Origin of the sequence: Streptomyces sp. NPDC060000, assembly GCF_042737375.1 — a bacterium.
Classification (GTDB): domain Bacteria; phylum Actinomycetota; class Actinomycetes; order Streptomycetales; family Streptomycetaceae; genus Streptomyces.
Genome location: NZ_JBHWUU010000062.1, coordinates 25,548 through 43,014, shown reverse-complemented (window position 1 = coordinate 43,014; position 17,467 = coordinate 25,548). Strand labels below are relative to the sequence as shown.

The window sequence follows — 17,467 nt, the reverse complement described above, 5'->3', positions numbered from 1 at the left end:
GCTGAGCAGGGTCGATGCTGAAACGCGCTGTGAAAGGGGACCGCCGGCGCTGAGCTCAGTGAACGCAGAACTCGTTGCCCTCCGGATCCTGCATCACGACGAAACAGGAGCCCGATTCCTCCGACTCCTCGACGCGTAGCCGGGACGCACCAGCGCTCTCCAGTCGCGCCACTTCGGCAAGGACGCGCTCCTTACGGGTTGCGAACGGGACGCCGCGCCCACCGCTCACGCCGAGGTCGAGGTGGAGCCGGTTCTTGGTGGCCTTGGGCTCGGGCACCTGCTGGAACCAGATCCGCGGTCCGACGCCCTGTGGATCGACGACGGAGTCACTGCAGTCACCCGTGCCTAGCTCCTCCTCTGGCAAGCCCTGGTCCAACCAGTACGCGCGCCAGCTGGCGAAGGGCGCTGGTGGCGGCTCGACTTCGTAGCCCAGCGCTGCGGCCCAGAACGCCGCGAGTCGCTCCGGCTCGGCACAGTCGATGGTCAGCTGGAGTTTCGGATTGCTGATCATCGGCCAACACTACCGGCTGCCTGCGGGGGCCCCGGGATCAGTACCTGGCGCGTGCCCCGCTCTCGCGGCGCACCGTGCTCCTTAGCATCGGCCGCATGCCAGGCTCCCCCGCTTCCCCGCCCGCGGCACCCTCCCTCGGCTCCGTGCTGCGCGTCTGGTGGGCACGGCGGCCGCCGGTGGCGGGGGCCGCCGTCATGGCGACCGGCATCCTGTCTATCGGACTGCACCTGACAGGAAACGAGGTCGTGTCCCGGGTCGCCCTGGCGATGACGGCCGCCGCCTGGCTGGCGCTGGCGGCGGACTTCGCGGTACGGCTGGCGCGCAGGCGCGAGCGGTGGCTGACGGAGGCGGGCACGCCGGGGGCGCTGACCGCCGTGGCGGCGACGACCGTGCTCGGCACCCGCCTCACCGCGTTCGGCCGGCACACCCTCGCCGAGGCGCTGCTGGCGCTGGCGGCGGTGCTGTGGCCCGTGCTGCTCGGAACCGTCGTTCGGCGGCTGCAGCGGGGCATGCCCGGGACGGTTTTCCTGTGCTGCGTGGCCACCCAGGGCCTCGCCGTGCAGGGAGCGGTCCTCGCCGGGGCTCAGGCGGCCGCCTGGCTCGCGCACACGGCGCTCGTGCTGTTCTGGCTCGGGCTCGGGCTCTACGGCGTCGCCCTGGCGCTCTTCGACCTGCGGCAGGTGGCCGAGGGGCGCCGGGGACCAGTGGGTGGCGGGCGGCGCGCTGGCCGTCTCGGCGCTGGCGGGGGCGCAACTCCTCGCCGCCGACGACGGGGACCTGCGCCTGTGGAACGACGACGACACCGGCGTCCTGCGCACGGTGACCGTCGGGCTCCTGGTACTCGCCCTGGCCTGGTACGCCGTCCTGCTCGTCGCCGATGCGCGGTGGCCGCGGCCGCGCTACGACATGCGCCGCTGGGCGACGGTGTTCCCGATGGGGATGACGGCCGTGGCGACCCTGTCCGTCGCCGGCGCCGTCGACGTGCCGTCGTTGAAGGGGCCCGGGCAGGTGCTGCTGTGGGTCGCGGTGGCGGCGTGGCTGGCCGTCGCCGCGGCGGCCGTGGCCACGGCCCCGGCGTCCGTCAGGTCCAGAGCACCGCGATGAAGATGTTCGCCACGGTCAGCAGTCCGACCAGGCCGAACAGGGGCTTCTCCACCGTCTCGTCGTCCCGCTTCACATAGACGAGGCCGAGGATCACGATCAGCAGCGCCAGCTTCACGCCGATCTTGATGTTGTTGACGGGCTGGTCGTCCGCCTGGTTGAGGCCGACCAGGATCACGCCGGTGACCAGCATCGTCGCCGCGCCGTGGAGCATGCCCGGGACGAAGCGGGCCGTGCCCCGGCCCATCGCCTTCAGCTGTGTGAGGAAGCCGCCCAGGAGCGCGGCGATGCCGATGATGTGCAGACCGACGAAAAGATGGATGAGTACGTCCATGAAACCGGATGCTAATCAGCCGTGCGGGTGCCCTCCGACACCGGCCCTCCCCTTGCGGCGGCATTTGCATATATGCGTGCCATAGCAGCCTGGCGCTCCAACGTGTCCCGAAACCGCCGTTTCGGTCAGCGCGCTGCGCGAACCCGACGGCCCGCGTCCGGATTTCCGGGCACATGTGATCACGCCGCGGTCCGCTCGTGTCACTTCCGTACTTCGCGTTACCCAACCGTCACAGCCGGGCCTAGCGTCCTGCCCCAGGTGACCGGCTCCCCACCGCCGCCCGGGCCAGGGGCGGCAGTCGGCCACCACCGCCGAGAAGGTCCGGCGGCGTCCCGCTCCCCCTGTGCGGGCCGTCGCCGGACCCGTCAGCAGCCCCCCGGGGCCGTCCGTCCGCTCCCCCGGACGGTCATCCGGTGGCTGTACGGACGGACGAGGCGGTCGTACGAAAGGACGTGCAGTCCCACGTGGCAGCGCACCGCAAGCCCCGACAGCGCTCGCTCGGCGGCCAGACGGCCCGCACGGCGTTCACCCTCGCTCTCGCGGGCGCCGCGACGGCGACGGCCTTCGACGGAACCGGACAGGCCGAGCCGAACCTGACGCCGGCCCAGGTCAAGGCGAGGGTGGCCAAGCTCTACCAGGAGGCGGAGGCGGCCACCGAGAAGTACAACGGCGCGAGGGAGAAGGCGACATCGGCCGAGCAGCGACTGGAGACCCTGCGGGACGAGGCGGCACGCAAGGAGGAGAAGCTCAACGCGGCACGGGACACGCTGGGTTCGATGGCCGCCGCACAGTACCGCAGCAGCGGCCTCGACCCTGCCGTACAGCTGGCCCTCTCCGACGACCCCGACCAGTACCTCGACGGCGCCGCCTTCGCCGAACGCGCCGGCGCCCGCCAGTCCGCCGCCGTCACCCAGGTACGCAGACAACTGCGGGAGATCGAGCAGCTGCGCGGCGCCGCACGCGTCGAACTGACCTCGCTCAGGACCCGCCAGGCCGAGTTGAAGACGCGCAAGAAGACGATCACCGGCAAACTCGACGCGGCGCGGCGCCTGCTCTCCCAGCTGACGACGGCGGAGCGGGCCGGGATCGGTGAGGGAACCAGCGGCGGCGGCACGGGCGGCCGTGCCTCGCGCGCCTCGGCAGACGGACGTGACAGCCTCCCGGCACCCGGCTCCGCCACCGCCGAAGCCCCCAACTCCCGTGCTGCGGAGGCCGTTTCCTACGCATACTCCAAGCTCGGCAGCCCCTATGTGTGGGGCGCGACCGGGCCGAACGCCTTCGACTGCTCGGGCCTCGTGCTCGCCTCGTACCGCTCCGCCGGCGTCTCCCTGCCGCGCACCACCTACGCCCAGATCGGTGCCGGGCAGCACGTCTCCCGCTCCGAACTCCTCCCGGGCGACCTGGTGTTCTTCTACTCCGGCATCTCCCACGTCGGCCTCTACATCGGCAACGGCCAGATGATCCACGCCCCGAACCCGTCGGCTCCGGTACGCGTGGCACCGATCGACGAGATGCCGTTCGCGGGCGCGACGCGAGTGGTGTGAGGCCGCTCGTCCCTCACACCAGCCGTCGTGCCGTGGCCCAGCGGGTCAGCTCGTGCCGGTTGGACAGCTGGAGCTTGCGCAGCACCGCCGAGACGTGCGACTCGACCGTCTTGACGGAGATGAAGAGCTGCTTGGCGATCTCCTTGTAGGCATAGCCACGGGCGATGAGCCGCAGGACCTCGCGCTCGCGCTGGGTGAGCCGGTCGAGGTCCTCGTCGACCGGCGGAGCGTCGGTCGAGGCGAAGGCGTCGAGGACGAACCCGGCGAGCCGCGGCGAGAAGACGGCGTCGCCCTCCTGCACCCGGAAGATGGAGTTGACCAGGTCGATACCGGTGATCGTCTTGGTGACATAGCCGCGGGCGCCGCCACGGATCACCCCGATCACGTCCTCCGCCGCGTCCGACACGGACAGGGCGAGGAAACGCACCGGCTGCTCGGCATCGGCCATCAACGGGGCGCAGCGCCGCAGCACTTCGACCCCGCCCCCGCCCGGCAGATGGACGTCGAGGAGTACCACCTCGGGCCGGGTCGCGGTGATCACCGTGACCGCCTGGTCGACGTCCGCCGCCTCACCGACGACCTCGACGCCCGTCTGCTCGGTCTGGCCGATCTCGGCCTGCACTCCCGTACGGAACATGCGGTGGTCGTCGACCAGGACCACGCGCACATGGCGCCCGCCCGTGCCGTCGCCGGAGGACTTCGCCGGCTCGGCCGCCTCCGCCGGTCCCGTCGTGCCGTTCGTGTCGGTCGGGTCGCTCATGACGTCTTCTCCGCCCTCTCCATCTCCAGCTCGACCTCCGTGCCGCCGTCCGGGACGGCCCGCAGCCGCGCCGTGCCGCCGTGGCGCTCCATGCGGCCGATGATCGATTCTCTGACGCCCATGCGGTCGACGGGTATCGAGTCGAGGTCGAAGCCGGGTCCGCGGTCCCGGACGGACACGAAGACCGTCCGGCCCTCGACTTCGGCGTAGACCTGCACGGCGCCGCCGTCGCCACCGTACTTGGCCGCGTTCACCATCGCCTCACGCGCGGCCTGCATCTGTGCGCCGACCCGTTCGTCGAGAGGGCAGTCGCCGACGACCACGACCTCGATGGGGACGCCGTGCTTGTCCTCGACCTCGGCGGCGTTGCGCCGCACCGCGTCGGCGACCGTGGTCGGCTCGTCGGCCTCCTCCTTGCCGGTGCCCTCGGGTTTGTAGAGCCAGGTGCGCAGGTCGCGCTCCTGGGCGCGGGCCAGGCGGCGCACCTCCCCGGCGTTCTCCGCGTTGCGCTGGATCAGCGTCAGGGTGTGCAGCACCGAGTCGTGGACATGGGCGGCGACCTCCGCGCGCTCCTGGGCCCGGATGCGCATCAGCCGCTCCTCGGAGAGGTCCTGCGTCATACGGACCAGATACGGACCGGCGAGTAGCGTGATGCCGACGAGGACGGCGAGGGCCGCCTGCAGCACGGAGCCGAGATGGGCGGCGGAACCCTGGAGGACGAAGATGCCGGAGACACCGGCCGTGACCAGCAGCACTCCCGCGCCCGCGCGCAGGAGCGTGAGCGTACGGCGTCTGCGGCCCACCTCGACCCAGCGGGCGCGGCGCGCGTTGTCCGCCTGGCGCCAGACGAGGGCGACGCCCGCGCCGACGAGGACGGCGGGCAGCAGATACGCCTTTGCGCCGCTGCCCAGATTCACATTGCCCACGAAGACCATGGCGACGACGACCATGAGGAGCAGCGCGACGATCTGCCCCTTGTCCGGTTTGCGCGCGACGAGCCGGCGACGGCCGTCGGGTGCGGTCTCGGTACCGACGAGCGCCGGGGACTTCTGGCCGCCGACACCGCCGACCCCGAGCGGCACGAAGAACCAGAAGGCCGCGTAGAGCAGGGCGCCGAGACCGTCCGCCATGAACAGGCCGGCGAAGACGAGCCGCACCCACACCACGGGCAGCCCGAGATGCCCGGCGAGCCCCCGCGCCACGCCACCCAGCCAGCGTCCGTCACTGCTGCGGTAGAGCTTGCGCGGCGGCCGCGGTTCGGCGAGTGGCATGGCTGCGGCTTCCGGCATGCCAACGATGGTCACACGGGCGCCGGTCCAGGGCATCAGGGTTCGCCCCCGAGACGCCCCTGATCTCCGGGACCCCGGCGGTTCGAACGCCTCCCCCGCCCCGGATCAGGGCCGATATCAGGGTCCGACCAGGGTCGTTCCGACTGCCGCGAGGGCGGCTCTCCCGCCACCATGGACTCATGACAGATCACCAGCACGCCGCGGACGCCGTGCCCGACGGGGGCACCGCGTCCGACGCGGCCGCACCGTCCTCCGGCGCCCGGGGCGCCGCGGGTGCGGAACCTCGCGCGCACGAGCGGGCGGGCGCGCACGAGAAACGGGGAGAGCGCGCGGGGCGGGGCCCGTCCGAGGACGCGGACGCCGACGCGGAGGCGGGGACGAAGGCGACCGCGGAGGGGGAGGAGGGGACGAAGGCGGACACGGGGACGGAGACGGGAATGAAGGCGGGGATGAAGGCGGAGCCGGGGGCGGCGGCCAGGACAGCGGTCGAGGCGGCCACCGAGGCCGCGACAGCCGCCGCGGCGGCTGCCCACACCGCCGCGGGAGCCGGCGGCGGAACCGGAGCCGGCGGCGGTTCGACGGAGGGAAGCACGGGGCCGGGAGCAAGCCAGGGGCCGGGGGGAAGCCCAGGGCCGGGAGGCCCCGGGACGCCGCAGGGCACCGAAGCGGTCGGGCCTCCGCCCAGGTTCCGGCGGGACCGTGAGCACAAAGTGCTCGCCGGGGTGTGCGCGGGCCTGGGACGGCAGTGCGACATGGACCCGGTGATCTTCCGGATCACGCTCGCCGTGCTCTCCGCGACCGGTGGCATCGGGCTCATCTTCTACGGCTTCGCCTGGCTCTTCGTCCCCTGCGTCGACGAGGAGCAGAACGAGGTGCGCAAGCTCCTGACCGGCCGGGTCGACGGGCAGGCGCTGGCGGCCGTGCTGTTCGCCCTGGTCGGCTGCGGGGTGTTCCTCTCGATGCTGAACAACGGCAGTGTGCTGACCTTCGCCGTCGTCGTCTCCTTCCTTCTCGCGGGCGCCGGTTACTGGTCTCGGCACCGGGACTCCTCGGACCCCGACCCGCTGGCCGCCCAGGCCGTGGCCGACGCCCCGCCGGAAGCCCAGGCACCGCCCGTCCCCTCCGCCTACCCCTCCTGGTGGCGCGACCCGATCGTCAAGGACGGCACGCACGACGGCGGCACGGGCTATCTGTGGGGCCCCTGGGAGGTCCGCGACCGGGGCTTCACCGCGGCCATCAACGTCGACCTCGTCGGCCACACGCGCCGACCCGAGGACATACGCGCCCCGCGCCAGCCGTACGCCGGACCGCGCGGCCCGCGCTGGATCGGCGGCTGGCTCTTCCTGCTCGCGGTGCTCGCGGGTGGCCTCGTCACCCGGCTCACCTGGGACGACCACCCGCTCGGCACCAGCCTTCAGGCCGGCCTGGCGACCGCGCTGATCGTGCTCGGCGTGGGCATAGCGGTCAGCTCGTTCCTGGGGCGGACAGGTGCCGGCTCGGTGTTCCTGGCGATCGTCACGGCGGCCCTGCTGGCCGGTACGACCGTCCTGCCCAAGGACATCGGCACGCGCTGGACCGACACGCTGTGGCAGCCCACGGCGGTGACGGCCGTACGGACGACCTACGACCTGGGCACCGGGGACGGCACCCTGGACCTGTCCCGGCTCGAACTCGCGAAGGGACAGACGGTGAGCACCAATGCCGAGGTGGGGGCGGGCCGACTGCGGGTGATCGTGCCGCCGGACGTGACCGTGAAGGTGAGGATCGACGTGGGCCTGGGAGACATCCAGCTGCCGGGCGACGACAAGAAGGACGTGGACGTGCAGCCGGACCAGCACAAGGAGGTGACCCTGTCACCGATCTCGGGTCAGAAGAAGGATGCCGGGATCATCGACCTCGATCTCCAGGTCGGCGTGGGACAGGCGGAGGTGGCCCGTGCTGCGTCATGAGTTCCGGCCGGGCAGGCTCGTCGCCGGCGCCTTCTTCACCCTCGCGGGCGTGATCTACGCGGGCGACGCGGGCGGCCTCTGGGAGACGCCGTGGTTCGTGGTCATCCCGGTCGTCGTGGCCGGACTCTGCCTGGCGGGCGCGACGGGCGTGGTGGCCAGGAGCATCCGCAGAAGACGGGGTACGTCCCACCGGGCCGCTCCGGCCGGGACCGGCCCTGGCGCGACCCCCTGACCCGGAAGCGGCCCCCTCAGCCCACGGTCCACGCGTCGGAGGGGCCCGGTCGGCCGAAGTTCCTACCCGGCTCGGGCCCCCGCCCGAGGTTGAGCGGGCCGAACTCGTCCATGCAGAAGACGACTTCGGGCTCGCCTTCCTCGGGCAGGACCTCCCCGTCGGCGATCGCGTAGAGGTGCTCGACGCGGGCCTTCTTGGCCGCGCAGTCCGGGTCGCGGGAGGTCTTCCAGGACTTCAGGCGTTGAAAGGAGACGCCTTCCTTACGGAGCAGGATGCGCAGGCCCTCGTGGCTGATGTCGTCGATCACCCCCTCTGCGACCAGGAAGTCCGCCAGCTCGGACAGACTCCAGGTGGAAAAGGGGCAGGTCGTGCTCAGTCGGCTTGGACTTCGCGATCTCTTCATCTCGCGGCGCTCGGGCAGCGTGAACGTCCTGGGCCGCCCGCCCTTGTATTTCGGGTAGAGCGAGTCGAAGTCGTCGGTGTTGAAGTTATGGATCACATCGCGGACCCGGTCGTCGCTGGTGAACGACACTTCGGCGATCTTCGCCAGGGGCATCCCCTGCGCGGACAGCAGAACCGTCTGGGCCCGCCGCCAGGTCACCGGCGACCCGGTGCCCCTGCGGATAATCCGCAGCAGCCGCCGGCCCTCGTCATCGTCGATCTCCCGGACCTGCACTCGTTTCAGCCACGTGATCATTCTGGCCGTCCGGTTGCCGCGCCGGGCGACACCGGCCTGTTGACCGGACTACGGGAGGACGCGCCGGGCGGTAGCGCATCCCCGCTCGGGCGTCGACGGCTTCTACGACTGGGCGGTGGCGTGGGACCGCCGCTTTGCCAGGATGCGCCGGTTCCCGCCCGGAGCCGGCCGGGTGGTCAGTCCAGGGCGGGGCGTGTGCGGCGTGCGGTGTGTGCGGGCCGCCCGACTGCGGCGTACCAGACCAGGGCCGCACATATGAAAGCCGTCGCCGCGGAGACCAGTGACCTTGTGAGGGTGTCGTTCCGTGCGCCGGAAACAAGGGCGACGGCCAGTGCCAGCGTCAGGGTGATGACGGGCAGCGCACGGGGGCTCCGCGTGGCGCCTGGCACGGCGGCCGGCGGCAGCAGCCAGGTTGCGAGGCCGTAACAGGCACAGGCCAACAGTGTGGCTCCCAGCACTTCGCTGGGCCGGTGGCCGCCCATGGTCGCGCTGGCGGCGGCGATGCAGGCGAGCCACAGCACACCGGCCGTGGCGACGTAGGGGCGAATGCGGGGGGAAACCACGAGGACGGCGGCGAGGGTCAGCGCGGCGGGGATGGCCGTGTGCCCGCTGGGGAAACCCTGATCAAGGAGATTCTCCGGCGCGCCCACCAGATCGGGGCGGGGCAGCGTCGATTTGAGCACATCCTTGCCTCCGGTCGTGAAAATGACGACCCCGAGCGCCGCGCACCCCGGCCACCAGCACCGCCGCACCAGGGTGAGGACCACGATGACGGCCAGGCCCACCATCACGGTGGGCTTGGCACTCAATTCCAGCGGCGGCAGGGGCGTCGAGCCGTAGGCCGATCCTGACAGGGGATAGATCCATGCTTCCTCGCCGCCCTGTTCACCGAGACCAAACAGGGCGTTCTCAGCTCGTTGCCCCCACGGGGTGCAGATGGCGAGCAGGTAGACCGTCAGGAACCCCAGGGTGTACAGCAGAGCCGGCATCCACAGCCGTGTCGTACGCGACGGGCTGGGGGCGTCAGGGGCCTCGGGGGCCTGCCTCGAGGCCCCCGGACGGTGCGCGGGCAGGGACCGAGAATCGTGCTGAGTCATCGCTCTGTTTCTTCCGTAGGGGGGAGTTCGGTCACGCACGTCTTGCGGCACGACGTGGGCCGCCGGGCTCGGCCGGCCCACCGGGGGTCCGCTCCTATTCGGCGAGTGCCTGCCCCTGTCGGCGCTGGGCGGCGATCGCCAGGGCGGGGAGGGGTGCGATCAGCAGGATGAGGACGACCAGGTCCGGAAAGGACTGCATGAACGCGTCCGGCCGGACGACGATCGCCTGCGTGCGGACGATCGCGAACGCCGCGACGGGGATCAGCCACCGGTGGTCGCCGGTGGCGGCCGTCGCCACCCACGCGGCGATCAGCGCGGCGACTTCGAGGACGAACAAACCGCGCTGGAAAGCCGGACTGACGGAGATGATGTGCAGGCCCCCGGCCACGAACATGGCGAGCAAGACGGGGGCCAGCCAGCGGTACGAGCGGCGTCGCAGACGGCTGGGACGGCAGAGCGCCAGCACGGCGCACGCGGCGCACAGTGCCCCCGACAGCACCAGGTCACGGGCCGTTATCGGGGCGCCGAGACCGTAGTAGCCCAGGCCCGCCTTGCCCTCGTCGCCGAAGAGGGTGCGGCCGTGGGACGTGGCGCCGGCCCACATCATGGCTGCCGCGGCCGGCAGCGCGATCCACGGTCTGCCGCGCAGCAGGGCGATCAGGCAGCCCAGCGGGAGCAGCCCGTAGGGCAGCAGCCGTATCCGCGTGGGACCTTCGGCCCACGGGTACCAGCCGGAGAAGTGGAAGGCGATGGCGTGCTGTCCGGGGTCGATGTGCAGTACCCAGTGCCACACATCCTGCAAGTACGGAACCAGCGCCAGCGCGGCGAGGGCCAGGGCGGCCAGATGGATGCCGTCCAGCCACCACGGCCGGGCCGTGTCGTCGACGACGGCACGGGCGCGGGCCTGCACCCCGGCGCGCACCAGGGCGGCAACTTCCCGCGGCGGGGGCCAGGAGCGGCCGGGATACGCCTCGGACAGGCAGGCCAGCACCTCCTCTCCCTGCCGGGAACGGTAGGGCTCGGGATAGGCCGCAAGCAGCAGACGATTCATGCCGGGGCCGCTCCGGCGTCCCGCGAGTGTCCGATGACGACGGCCGCCGCCTGCTGCATCCGCAGCGCCTCCCGGCCGAGCGCCTCGGTGCCGTCCTCGGTGAGCCGGTAGTAGCGCCGCGCCCGCCCGTCCACGATCTCCTCATGGCCGGCGGCCACCAGCCCGGCCCGCTCCATCCGCTCCAGCGCGCCGTAGAGAGTGCCGACAGCGATCCGGAGCCGCCCGTCGGTGGCCTGCTCGGCAGCCTTGATGATGCCGTAACCGTGCAACGGACCATCCATGAGTGCAGCAAGGATGAAGTACTGCGGTTCCGTCAAGGGCGGATTCCGTCTGGTCATGCACCGAGTATATATCGAGCTACGAAATATATCTGCCAGCCCTGGGTGATCACCGACAGCACTTCCACGCCCGCGGCGAGCGTCACTCTCTCCCGGCCGGCGGGCGCGACGGCGATCTCCTCGACGCACCCGCGCGGCGTTGGCGGATGCTCGCCGTGACCTGATCCGGGCCGAGCGGAATGTCATTCCCACCGTGTCCGCCGGACCCGTCTCGCCTCCGTTGGATCTTCCATGGACCAGATCCTGTTCGCCCGGACCGGCCGGGAGATCAAGAAGATCGCCAAGTCCAAGCCAGCCGAGCACGGCCTGCCGTGCTCGGCCTGGAGCCCAGCCAAGCTGGCCGACTTCCTGGTAGCCGAGGGGGCGTTCGACGACATCAGCCACGAGGGCCTGCGCATCCTGCTCCGTAAGGAAGGCGTCTCCTTTCAACGCCTGAAGTCCTGGAAGACCTCCCGCGACCCGGACCACGCGGCCAATAAGGCCCAGGTCGAACACCTCTACGCGATCGCCGACGGTGAGGTCATACCCGAGGAAGGCGAGCCCGAAGTCGTCTTCTGCATGGACGAGCTCGGGCCGCTCAACCTCCAGCCCCACCCCGGGCGGCAGTGGACCGAACGTGGCGGCCGCCACAAGGACCCCGCCCGGGAACCGAGGCCCCGCCGGCGGGCGACCTACACCCGCCCGCACGGGTCCGGCACCTGTTCGCCGCCTATGACCTGGCCAAGGGCAAGCTCTACGGGGCCACATCAAGTCGAGGAAGAAACGGACCAGGTTCCTGGAGTTCTGCCGTTGCCTGCGCAGCCTCTACCCGCCCGAGATCCGCATCGCGATCGTGCTCGACAACTCGACCAGGGCAGCATGATCCGTCGCTACATCATCTGGTGAAACGAGCACGCCGCCGACGAACGCCTCCGCGAGGTCGTGAACAGGGCGAACGTTGCCTGATGTGGCACTAGAAGCAGCCCCAGCCGGTCATCAGGCAGCCGCCTGGCCCCGTCCACGCCGTCGCCGCCTCATCAGGGCATCCAATGACCAGACGGACGCCCCAGCCAGCACCAGAGGAACCCAGCAAAACATGTATGGGAGGTCGTTGCCGTAGTAGTACGGGTCCGAGGCCCAGCTCACCGTCAGCCACAGGCTGAGCGAGATCAGCGCGCCGCCGAGTGCGGCGAGTCGGGTGAGGACGCCCAGCAACGTCCCGATACCGACGGCGAGTTCACCGAAGGCCATCGCGTAGCCGAAGCCGACGGGGCTCTTCAGAGCCATGTCGACCAGGGCCGGGACGGCCGAGGAGTCACGGACGGCACGCATGGTGTCGCCGACCGAGCCGGCGCCGCTGCCCTTGAGGAAGGCGCCGTCGGTGAGTTTGTCGAGGCCGGCGTAGATGAAGGTGACGCCGAGGAAGATCCGCAGGGGAAGGAGGGCGTAACGGGTGGCGGTGTCCCGCCAGTCACGGCCGCCGCCGTCGAGGTAGGGGGGGTGGGTATCCGTCCGCATGCCGTGAGTCATCGCCCGTAGCCGCCTCTCGCCCGGAGTGGTGGAACCCTCAACAGACCATACGTACGAAATGGGGGCTACGCTCAACTGTTCGCACGAGCTCTCGGGACCGCTGGTTCACTTCTCCAGATCGATTCACTCCGCCCGGTGGACCGCCTGTGCTTGACCGGCTCACCCCCGCCCCACCGGTTCGGTCCGGCTCGTCCCCTCTCACCGGCTCACCCCACCTCACCTCACCCCACCCCACCTCACCGGTCGGTTCGGCTCACCGGTGTCGTCCCGCCCCCGTCCGCTCTTGCTCGCCCCCGTCCACGCTCCCGACCCCGGTTCAGTCCGTGACGTCGATCGCGTAGCGGTTCGTCTCGGCTCCCGCAGCCGTGACGACCTGTACGTCCACCCGCCCCGGTTCCACGTCGGCCGGGACGGGGACGGTGAGTACGGCGTCGGTGGGGTTGCTGAAGCCGCCCGTGACCGGCACGAGGGGGACGTGCACATGGACGGGGCCGATGCGGACGACCATGCGGGAGAGACGATCGGCGGTCTGGGCGCCGGGCGGGACGAATCCGGCGCCGCGGATCTCGATGTCGTCGCCGGTGCGGATCGGGGCGTCGAGGTCGCCGGCCTCACGGGAGCGGACGACGGAGAGGATGACGGGGCGGCCGCCCTCCGCGTACTTGCCGGCGAGGTAGGTCGCGGCCGAGACCAGCACCACGACCGCCAGGCCCCAGGGCAGGTCGGGCAGTTGGTCGGGGCGGCGGGCCAGGCGGACGGCGGCGAAGACCAGGGCGACGGCGCCGATCACGACGTACTGGATGTCGGCGAAGGTACCGCGGCCGGCGTCGTCGGTCAGCAGGTCGGCCGCCCGGGGGCGATGGGCGCGGACCTTCTGCAGCCGCTGGGCGAGGATGCGCAGGCCGACCACCCGGCGTACCAGTACCGCGATCCCGCAGACCACGGCGAGGACGGTCACCGCACCGGCCCCCCGGGCGAGGTCGAGCCCGGAGAGCAGCGCGTCGCGTTCGGCGTGGCCCGAGGCGGCGGCGAGCCGGCCCACCAGGACCAGCACCGCGTAGGCCACGAGCAGCACCCAGGCGGCGGCGACGGCGCGCGAGGTGGAGAGGCGGTTGTCCTCGCCGATCACGGGGGCCAGCGCACCGCCGCGTGCCCGGTGGAACCAGGAGGCGGCGGTCAGCGCGCCGGCGACGAGGAGTGCGGCGATGAGTCCGGCGGTGCGGGCGTCGGTCCAGCCCGCGCCGATGGCGGTCAGGGACTGCACCAGCAACAGGGCGACGACCGCCACCCACACGGTGACCGCCGTGCGGAGCCAGAGGCGGGACAGCCAGGCCTCGCCCTCGGCGCGGCCGCGTTCGGCGACGAGTTCCGCGGACTGAGTGAGCTCCTCGGAGACCCACTGCCGGGAGGCCGAGACGGAGTGGGCGACGGCGGCCGGCAGACCGTGTCCGGCCGCGAACCCGTCCCGTTGCAGCAGGAACTCGGCCACCGCTCGCCGGTGTCCCGCGCGGGCCCCGTGCGGGCAGTCCCCGCAGGTACAGCCGCCCTCGTGCGCGCCGGGCCCCCGGCTCGACTCCGTGCCCTGTCTCGCCTCCTGCACCGCCATGTCCGACGCCCGCCTTCCCCACGACCCGATCGGATGGCGGCCCTCGAGGAACCCGGTGTGGATCCCGGCCGCCGCCTGTGAACAACTCCCCCGCAATGACAGCGAATTGTGCCCTACGGGAACACCCTCCGTTCCCGGCAGGTCTGGTCAGCACGGGTGAAGCGGGCAGGGCCGTGTTGACCCGGCTGCGAGAATTTCCGTATGGCCGAGATCATCCAGCGTGACGGGACCTGGGCCTTCGACGGCACAACGGTCAGGATCACACCGGGACTCCACCGCTCCGTACCGCTGTTCCGGCAGACGTACGGGGAGATCAGCGTGCCCCTGGAGGCGGTCGCCGGGATCGTCTACGAGCCCGAACGCAAGCGCGGCCGGTTGCGGATGCGGCTGCGCGAGGGGGCCGATCCGCTGTTGCAGGCGACCGGCGGGCGGCTGCCCGGCCCGGCCGATCCGTACCGGCTCGTCGTGGACGTGGACCGTTCCGGGGTCGCCGAGTACCTCGCCGAGGAGATCCGGCACGCGCTGCTGCTCGACGGGATCCCGGGCGAGCCGACCAAGGCCTATCTCCTGCCGGGTCCGCCGGTTCCGGTCTCCGTGCGTTGCTCCGACGGCACCGTCTCCTTCGACGGCACCCAGGTGCGGGTCGACTGGGCGGACACGTCGGACCGGGTGAAGCGGGCGACGGGCCCGCGCGTGATCGACGTCGGCGATGTCGTGCGGATCGAGTGGCTGCCCAACTCGGGATACGAGGACGGCTTCCTGCGGTTCGTGACCCGCGAGACGGTGTTCTCGAAACTGCCGGCCGAGAAGGACCCGTACGCCCTGGATCTGTGGGGGAACGTGAGCCGCGACCTGCTCACGGCACTGGTGGCGACCGCGGTCACCGCCCGGCTCCCCCACCCCTCCGGCCGCACGAGAGCGGAACAGGAGCTCGGGTACGGGCCCGGGCGCGGGCAGGAGCTCGGGTACGGGGGGCCGGTCCGCAGGCGCGGGCTCACGGCGGCCGTCCCGCCCCCGGCCGACCACCACGACGTGCTGCTCCGCCGGCTGCGCGAGTTGGGCCAGTTGCACCGGGACGGAGTGCTCACGGACGAGGAGTTCGCCCGGATCAAGGCGGTCGTACTGAGCGGCTTCCAGGAGACGGAGACGGAGAAGGAGTCGGAGGCGGAGAGGGGGCCAGAGAGGGAGGCAGCGAGGGAGAGGGAGAGAGGGACGCGTTCCAGGACGTGACCCACAGGACACGGTCACAGGCGGCGCGGCTCGCAGGACGCGGCTGCGGGACAGGACTCCCAGGGCACCGCCGCAGGGCGGGTCTCAGCTCAGCAGATCCGGCTCGCTGCGGCTGATGTCCTGCCAGAGGGGCTGGTAGTTGATCCAGGCCACGAGGTCGCCGCCGAGCTGTTCCCGGGTCGCCACCGCCGCCCGGTGGTCGATCAGGACGGGCCGGCCCGCCGCCCGCGCGGTCAGCTGGACCTGGCTGGAGCGTTCCATCGACACGAACCACCAGGCGGCCGCGTCGACCGAGTCGCCGACCGTCAGCAGCCCGTGGTTGCGCAGCACGAGCGCCTTGCGGGAGCCGAGCGCCGCCGCGATGCGCCGCCCCTCCTCCGCGTCGACGGCAACGCCGGTGTAGGCGTCGTAGAGGGCGTGGTCCTCGTAGAACGCGCAGCTCTCCTGGGTGATGGGGTCGAGCAGTTCGCCGAGCGCGGCGAGGGCACGGCCGTGCACCGAGTGGCAGTGCGCCACGGCGACGACGTCGGGGCGGGCGGCGTGCACCTGGGCGTGCACGGTGAAGGCCGCCTGGTTGACGTGGTAGCGGCCCTCGACGACCTGTCCTTCGGCGTTGGCCAGCACCAGGTCACCGACGGTGACGTGCTTGAAGGACATACCGAACGGGTTGACCCAGAAGCAGTCGTCGAACTCCGGGTCGCGGGCGGTGATGTGCCCTGAGACGCCGTCCTCGAAGCCGAGCCGTCCGAAGATCCGTACCGCACCGGCCAGCCGTTCCTTGCGGTGGCGGCGTTCGTCCTCCACCGAGTCGTGCATCGGCGGCAGCGCGAACTGCAGCCGGTCGGTGGGCAGCGGGGCAGGCGGCGTGGGCCCGTGCATCGGTCCTCCAGCACTGGGTTGCTTTACGACGCGGAAGTTACCGTCGGGCAGCGCAAAAGGGCAGAGCCGTTATGTAAAGATGACGATTTCCGTCACCTCCGGAGCACACCTTGAGTATCGCCGACCGCCACATCACCGCCCTGATGCGTCAGATCGCGACGCGCGACGCCATCGAGCTCGTCCACCCCTTCGCGGAGTTGCAGACGTTCGGCGCGCTGGTCTACATCGCCGAGTGCTACGGCTTCCGGTACGAGAGTGTGCGCCTCGTCGGCAAGCACCGCGTCATGCACGTCCAGCTTGTGCGCGACCCCAGCCCCTGGGCGCGGCAGAAGGCCGCGGCGAACTCCGCGGCCTTCCCCGACCCCGGCCCGGGCCGCCCGGTGCCGGGCATGTACCTGGGCTCGCTCACCCCGGTCCCGGAGGCGCAGGGGGACGTGGACGTGATCACGGCGATGATCCGCCACGACGCCCTCGGCGCCGCCGCCAACCGCAAGCAGCTGCTGGCCATCGGCTGGGGCTCGGCGGCGCTGTTCCTGCTGATGGCCCCGCTGACCGGCACGTACGCCGTGCTGCTCCCGCTCGCCGTTCTGATGCCGCTGCTGATGCTGGGCGCCCTGCGGCTGAACACGAGGCGGCGCGCGAAACTGGCCCAGCGGCTCACGGCGGCGGGCTGCACGCCGGTGCGGGACGCGGCGGGGCGGGAGCGGTACGTACGGCCGGTGCCGCAGGGGTTCTGACCCGACGGACAGCGCGACCGACAGGCGTACCGGCAGACACACGCGCCGGCAGACCGACAGCGATACCGGACAGAGGATGTCGGGTATCAGGGTCACACTCGCCGTATGACAGCGAACTGGGCGGCCATCGCCGCAGCGGAACCCGAACTCGCGAAGACCGCCGAGGAACGCTTCGGGGCCTTCACGCACCACGTCCTCGCGACCCTCCGCAAGGACGGCTCCCCGCGCACCTGCGGCATCGAGGTCCGTTTCCTCGCCGGCGAGCTGTGGCTCGGCATGATGCCGGACTCGCTCAAGGTCCTCGACCTGCGCCGCGACCCGCGCTTCTGCCTCCAGGCCAACCCCGGCGAGGGCACCGGGACGGGCGGGGGCGATGTACGGATCGCGGGCCGGGCGGTCGAGGTGACGGACGGGGAGGCGATGGCGGCGTACGTGAAAGAGGTGGAACCGCCGCAGCCGTTCCACCTCTTCCGCACCGAGCTGACGGAGGTCGTACGGACCTACGTCGAGGACGACACCTGGCTGGTCGCCCAGGTCTGGAAGCCCGGAGAGCCGGTGCGCACCCTCAAACGGACCTGAACCCCTCTCTCAGAGGGTCCCGGC

The 17,467-nt window shown here is 71.5% G+C and carries 16 protein-coding genes and 3 pseudogenes; 8 read left to right on the top strand and 11 right to left on the bottom strand.

The window, feature by feature from the left end; all coding sequences use genetic code 11:
- Window positions 1-55: 55 nt before the first annotated feature.
- Window positions 56-511, bottom strand: coding sequence for a VOC family protein (locus ACFWBB_RS29005; RefSeq protein WP_385278195.1), 456 nt, complete (start codon window positions 509-511; stop codon window positions 56-58).
- A 95-nt stretch (window positions 512-606) separates the two neighbouring features.
- Between ACFWBB_RS29005 and ACFWBB_RS29000 the strand changes: the two are divergent.
- Window positions 607-1,615 (top strand): annotated as a pseudogene (locus ACFWBB_RS29000) (tellurite resistance/C4-dicarboxylate transporter family protein).
- Here the strand turns inward: ACFWBB_RS29000 and ACFWBB_RS28995 are convergent.
- Entirely contained in the window at window positions 1,593-1,946 is a 354-nt protein-coding gene (locus ACFWBB_RS28995; protein WP_385278193.1) for a hypothetical protein, read from the bottom strand. The pseudogene ACFWBB_RS29000 and the gene ACFWBB_RS28995 sit on opposite strands and share 23 nt — an antisense overlap.
- 464 nt (window positions 1,947-2,410) lie before the next feature.
- On the opposite strand from ACFWBB_RS28995, the gene ACFWBB_RS28990 reads away from it, so the two are divergent.
- Window positions 2,411-3,490, top strand: coding sequence for an NlpC/P60 family protein (locus ACFWBB_RS28990; RefSeq protein WP_385278224.1), 1,080 nt, complete (start codon window positions 2,411-2,413; stop codon window positions 3,488-3,490).
- 13 nt (window positions 3,491-3,503) lie between these two features.
- Here ACFWBB_RS28990 and ACFWBB_RS28985 read toward each other — a convergent pair whose 3' ends face one another.
- On the bottom strand, window positions 3,504-4,250 hold the full coding sequence (locus tag ACFWBB_RS28985; RefSeq protein ID WP_385278191.1) for a LuxR C-terminal-related transcriptional regulator: 747 nt from the start codon (window positions 4,248-4,250) through the stop codon (window positions 3,504-3,506).
- A complete protein-coding gene (locus ACFWBB_RS28980) occupies window positions 4,247-5,539 on the bottom strand; it encodes a PspC domain-containing protein (protein ID WP_385278189.1) in 1,293 nt (430 codons plus the stop codon). The genes ACFWBB_RS28985 and ACFWBB_RS28980 overlap by 4 nt, the downstream gene beginning before the upstream one ends.
- 449 nt (window positions 5,540-5,988) lie before the next feature.
- On the opposite strand from ACFWBB_RS28980, the gene ACFWBB_RS28975 reads away from it, so the two are divergent.
- Both ACFWBB_RS28975 and ACFWBB_RS28970 read left to right on the top strand, forming a co-directional pair.
- Window positions 5,989-7,488, top strand: a complete 1,500-nt coding sequence (locus ACFWBB_RS28975; protein WP_385278222.1) for a PspC domain-containing protein — start codon at window positions 5,989-5,991, stop codon at window positions 7,486-7,488.
- Window positions 7,475-7,720 (top strand): hypothetical protein, encoded by a 246-nt coding sequence (locus ACFWBB_RS28970; RefSeq protein WP_385278187.1) that lies wholly within the window; start codon window positions 7,475-7,477, stop codon window positions 7,718-7,720. Before ACFWBB_RS28975 ends, ACFWBB_RS28970 begins: the two co-directional genes overlap by 14 nt.
- 16 nt (window positions 7,721-7,736) lie before the next feature.
- Here ACFWBB_RS28970 and ACFWBB_RS28965 read toward each other — a convergent pair whose 3' ends face one another.
- The 4 genes from ACFWBB_RS28965 to ACFWBB_RS28950 form a co-directional block, all read right to left on the bottom strand.
- Complete coding sequence (locus ACFWBB_RS28965) at window positions 7,737-8,417, bottom strand: helix-turn-helix domain-containing protein (RefSeq protein ID WP_385278185.1); 681 nt, start codon at window positions 8,415-8,417, stop codon at window positions 7,737-7,739.
- 176 nt (window positions 8,418-8,593) lie between these two features.
- Window positions 8,594-9,406, bottom strand: a complete 813-nt coding sequence (locus tag ACFWBB_RS28960; protein WP_385278183.1) for a phosphatase PAP2 family protein — start codon at window positions 9,404-9,406, stop codon at window positions 8,594-8,596.
- Between the two features lie 202 nt (window positions 9,407-9,608).
- Window positions 9,609-10,565: a hypothetical protein gene (locus ACFWBB_RS28955; RefSeq protein ID WP_385278181.1), complete on the bottom strand. Its 957-nt coding sequence runs from the start codon at window positions 10,563-10,565 to the stop codon at window positions 9,609-9,611.
- Window positions 10,562-10,903 carry a helix-turn-helix transcriptional regulator gene (locus ACFWBB_RS28950; RefSeq protein WP_351186968.1) on the bottom strand — a complete coding sequence of 114 codons (342 nt, stop codon included), beginning with the start codon at window positions 10,901-10,903 and terminating at the stop codon, window positions 10,562-10,564. Before ACFWBB_RS28950 ends, ACFWBB_RS28955 begins: the two co-directional genes overlap by 4 nt.
- Before the next feature lie 261 nt (window positions 10,904-11,164).
- Here ACFWBB_RS28950 and ACFWBB_RS28945 point away from each other — a divergent pair.
- Window positions 11,165-11,788, top strand: a pseudogene (locus ACFWBB_RS28945) (IS630 family transposase); the annotation flags it as partial.
- A gap of 90 nt (window positions 11,789-11,878) precedes the next feature.
- Here ACFWBB_RS28945 and ACFWBB_RS28940 read toward each other — a convergent pair.
- Window positions 11,879-12,412, bottom strand: a complete 534-nt coding sequence (locus ACFWBB_RS28940) for a DoxX family protein (protein WP_385278178.1) — start codon at window positions 12,410-12,412, stop codon at window positions 11,879-11,881.
- Between the two features lie 316 nt (window positions 12,413-12,728).
- Window positions 12,729-14,018 carry a hypothetical protein gene (locus ACFWBB_RS28935; protein WP_385278176.1) on the bottom strand — a complete coding sequence of 430 codons (1,290 nt, stop codon included), beginning with the start codon at window positions 14,016-14,018 and terminating at the stop codon, window positions 12,729-12,731.
- Window positions 14,019-14,219: 201 nt separating this feature from the next.
- On the opposite strand from ACFWBB_RS28935, the pseudogene ACFWBB_RS28930 reads away from it, so the two are divergent.
- Window positions 14,220-15,152: pseudogene (locus ACFWBB_RS28930) on the top strand (DUF4429 domain-containing protein); the annotation flags it as partial.
- A gap of 180 nt (window positions 15,153-15,332) precedes the next feature.
- On the opposite strand, the gene ACFWBB_RS28925 reads toward ACFWBB_RS28930, so the two are convergent.
- The gene (locus tag ACFWBB_RS28925; protein ID WP_385278174.1) at window positions 15,333-16,127 is read right to left on the bottom strand and encodes a class II aldolase/adducin family protein; all 795 of its coding nucleotides are present in this window, start codon (window positions 16,125-16,127) and stop codon (window positions 15,333-15,335) included.
- Between the two features lie 110 nt (window positions 16,128-16,237).
- Here ACFWBB_RS28925 and ACFWBB_RS28920 point away from each other — a divergent pair, with 110 nt between their 5' ends.
- Window positions 16,238-16,864: a hypothetical protein gene (locus ACFWBB_RS28920; RefSeq protein ID WP_385278172.1), complete on the top strand. Its 627-nt coding sequence runs from the start codon at window positions 16,238-16,240 to the stop codon at window positions 16,862-16,864.
- 105 nt (window positions 16,865-16,969) lie between these two features.
- Complete coding sequence (locus tag ACFWBB_RS28915) at window positions 16,970-17,443, top strand: pyridoxamine 5'-phosphate oxidase family protein (protein ID WP_385278170.1); 474 nt, start codon at window positions 16,970-16,972, stop codon at window positions 17,441-17,443.
- Window positions 17,444-17,467 lie beyond the last annotated feature (24 nt).

Excerpts from the sequence above, each read along its gene's own strand:
- ACFWBB_RS29005 (WP_385278195.1), bottom strand. The coding sequence starts at position 511 with ATGATCAGCAATCCGAAACTCCAGCTGACCATCGACTGTGCCGAGCCG.
- ACFWBB_RS28995 (WP_385278193.1), bottom strand. The coding sequence starts at position 1,946 with ATGGACGTACTCATCCATCTTTTCGTCGGTCTGCACATCATCGGCATC.
- ACFWBB_RS28985 (WP_385278191.1), bottom strand. The coding sequence starts at position 4,250 with ATGAGCGACCCGACCGACACGAACGGCACGACGGGACCGGCGGAGGCG.
- ACFWBB_RS28980 (WP_385278189.1), bottom strand. The coding sequence starts at position 5,539 with ATGCCGGAAGCCGCAGCCATGCCACTCGCCGAACCGCGGCCGCCGCGC.
- ACFWBB_RS28975 (WP_385278222.1), top strand. The coding sequence starts at position 5,989 with ATGAAGGCGGAGCCGGGGGCGGCGGCCAGGACAGCGGTCGAGGCGGCC.
- ACFWBB_RS28965 (WP_385278185.1), bottom strand. The coding sequence starts at position 8,417 with ATGATCACGTGGCTGAAACGAGTGCAGGTCCGGGAGATCGACGATGAC.
- ACFWBB_RS28960 (WP_385278183.1), bottom strand. The coding sequence starts at position 9,406 with ATGCCGGCTCTGCTGTACACCCTGGGGTTCCTGACGGTCTACCTGCTC.
- ACFWBB_RS28955 (WP_385278181.1), bottom strand. The coding sequence starts at position 10,565 with ATGAATCGTCTGCTGCTTGCGGCCTATCCCGAGCCCTACCGTTCCCGG.
- ACFWBB_RS28950 (WP_351186968.1), bottom strand. The coding sequence starts at position 10,903 with ATGACCAGACGGAATCCGCCCTTGACGGAACCGCAGTACTTCATCCTT.
- ACFWBB_RS28940 (WP_385278178.1), bottom strand. The coding sequence starts at position 12,412 with ATGACTCACGGCATGCGGACGGATACCCACCCCCCCTACCTCGACGGC.
- ACFWBB_RS28935 (WP_385278176.1), bottom strand. The coding sequence starts at position 14,018 with ATGGCGGTGCAGGAGGCGAGACAGGGCACGGAGTCGAGCCGGGGGCCC.
- ACFWBB_RS28925 (WP_385278174.1), bottom strand. The coding sequence starts at position 16,127 with ATGCACGGGCCCACGCCGCCTGCCCCGCTGCCCACCGACCGGCTGCAG.
- ACFWBB_RS28915 (WP_385278170.1), top strand. The coding sequence starts at position 16,970 with ATGACAGCGAACTGGGCGGCCATCGCCGCAGCGGAACCCGAACTCGCG.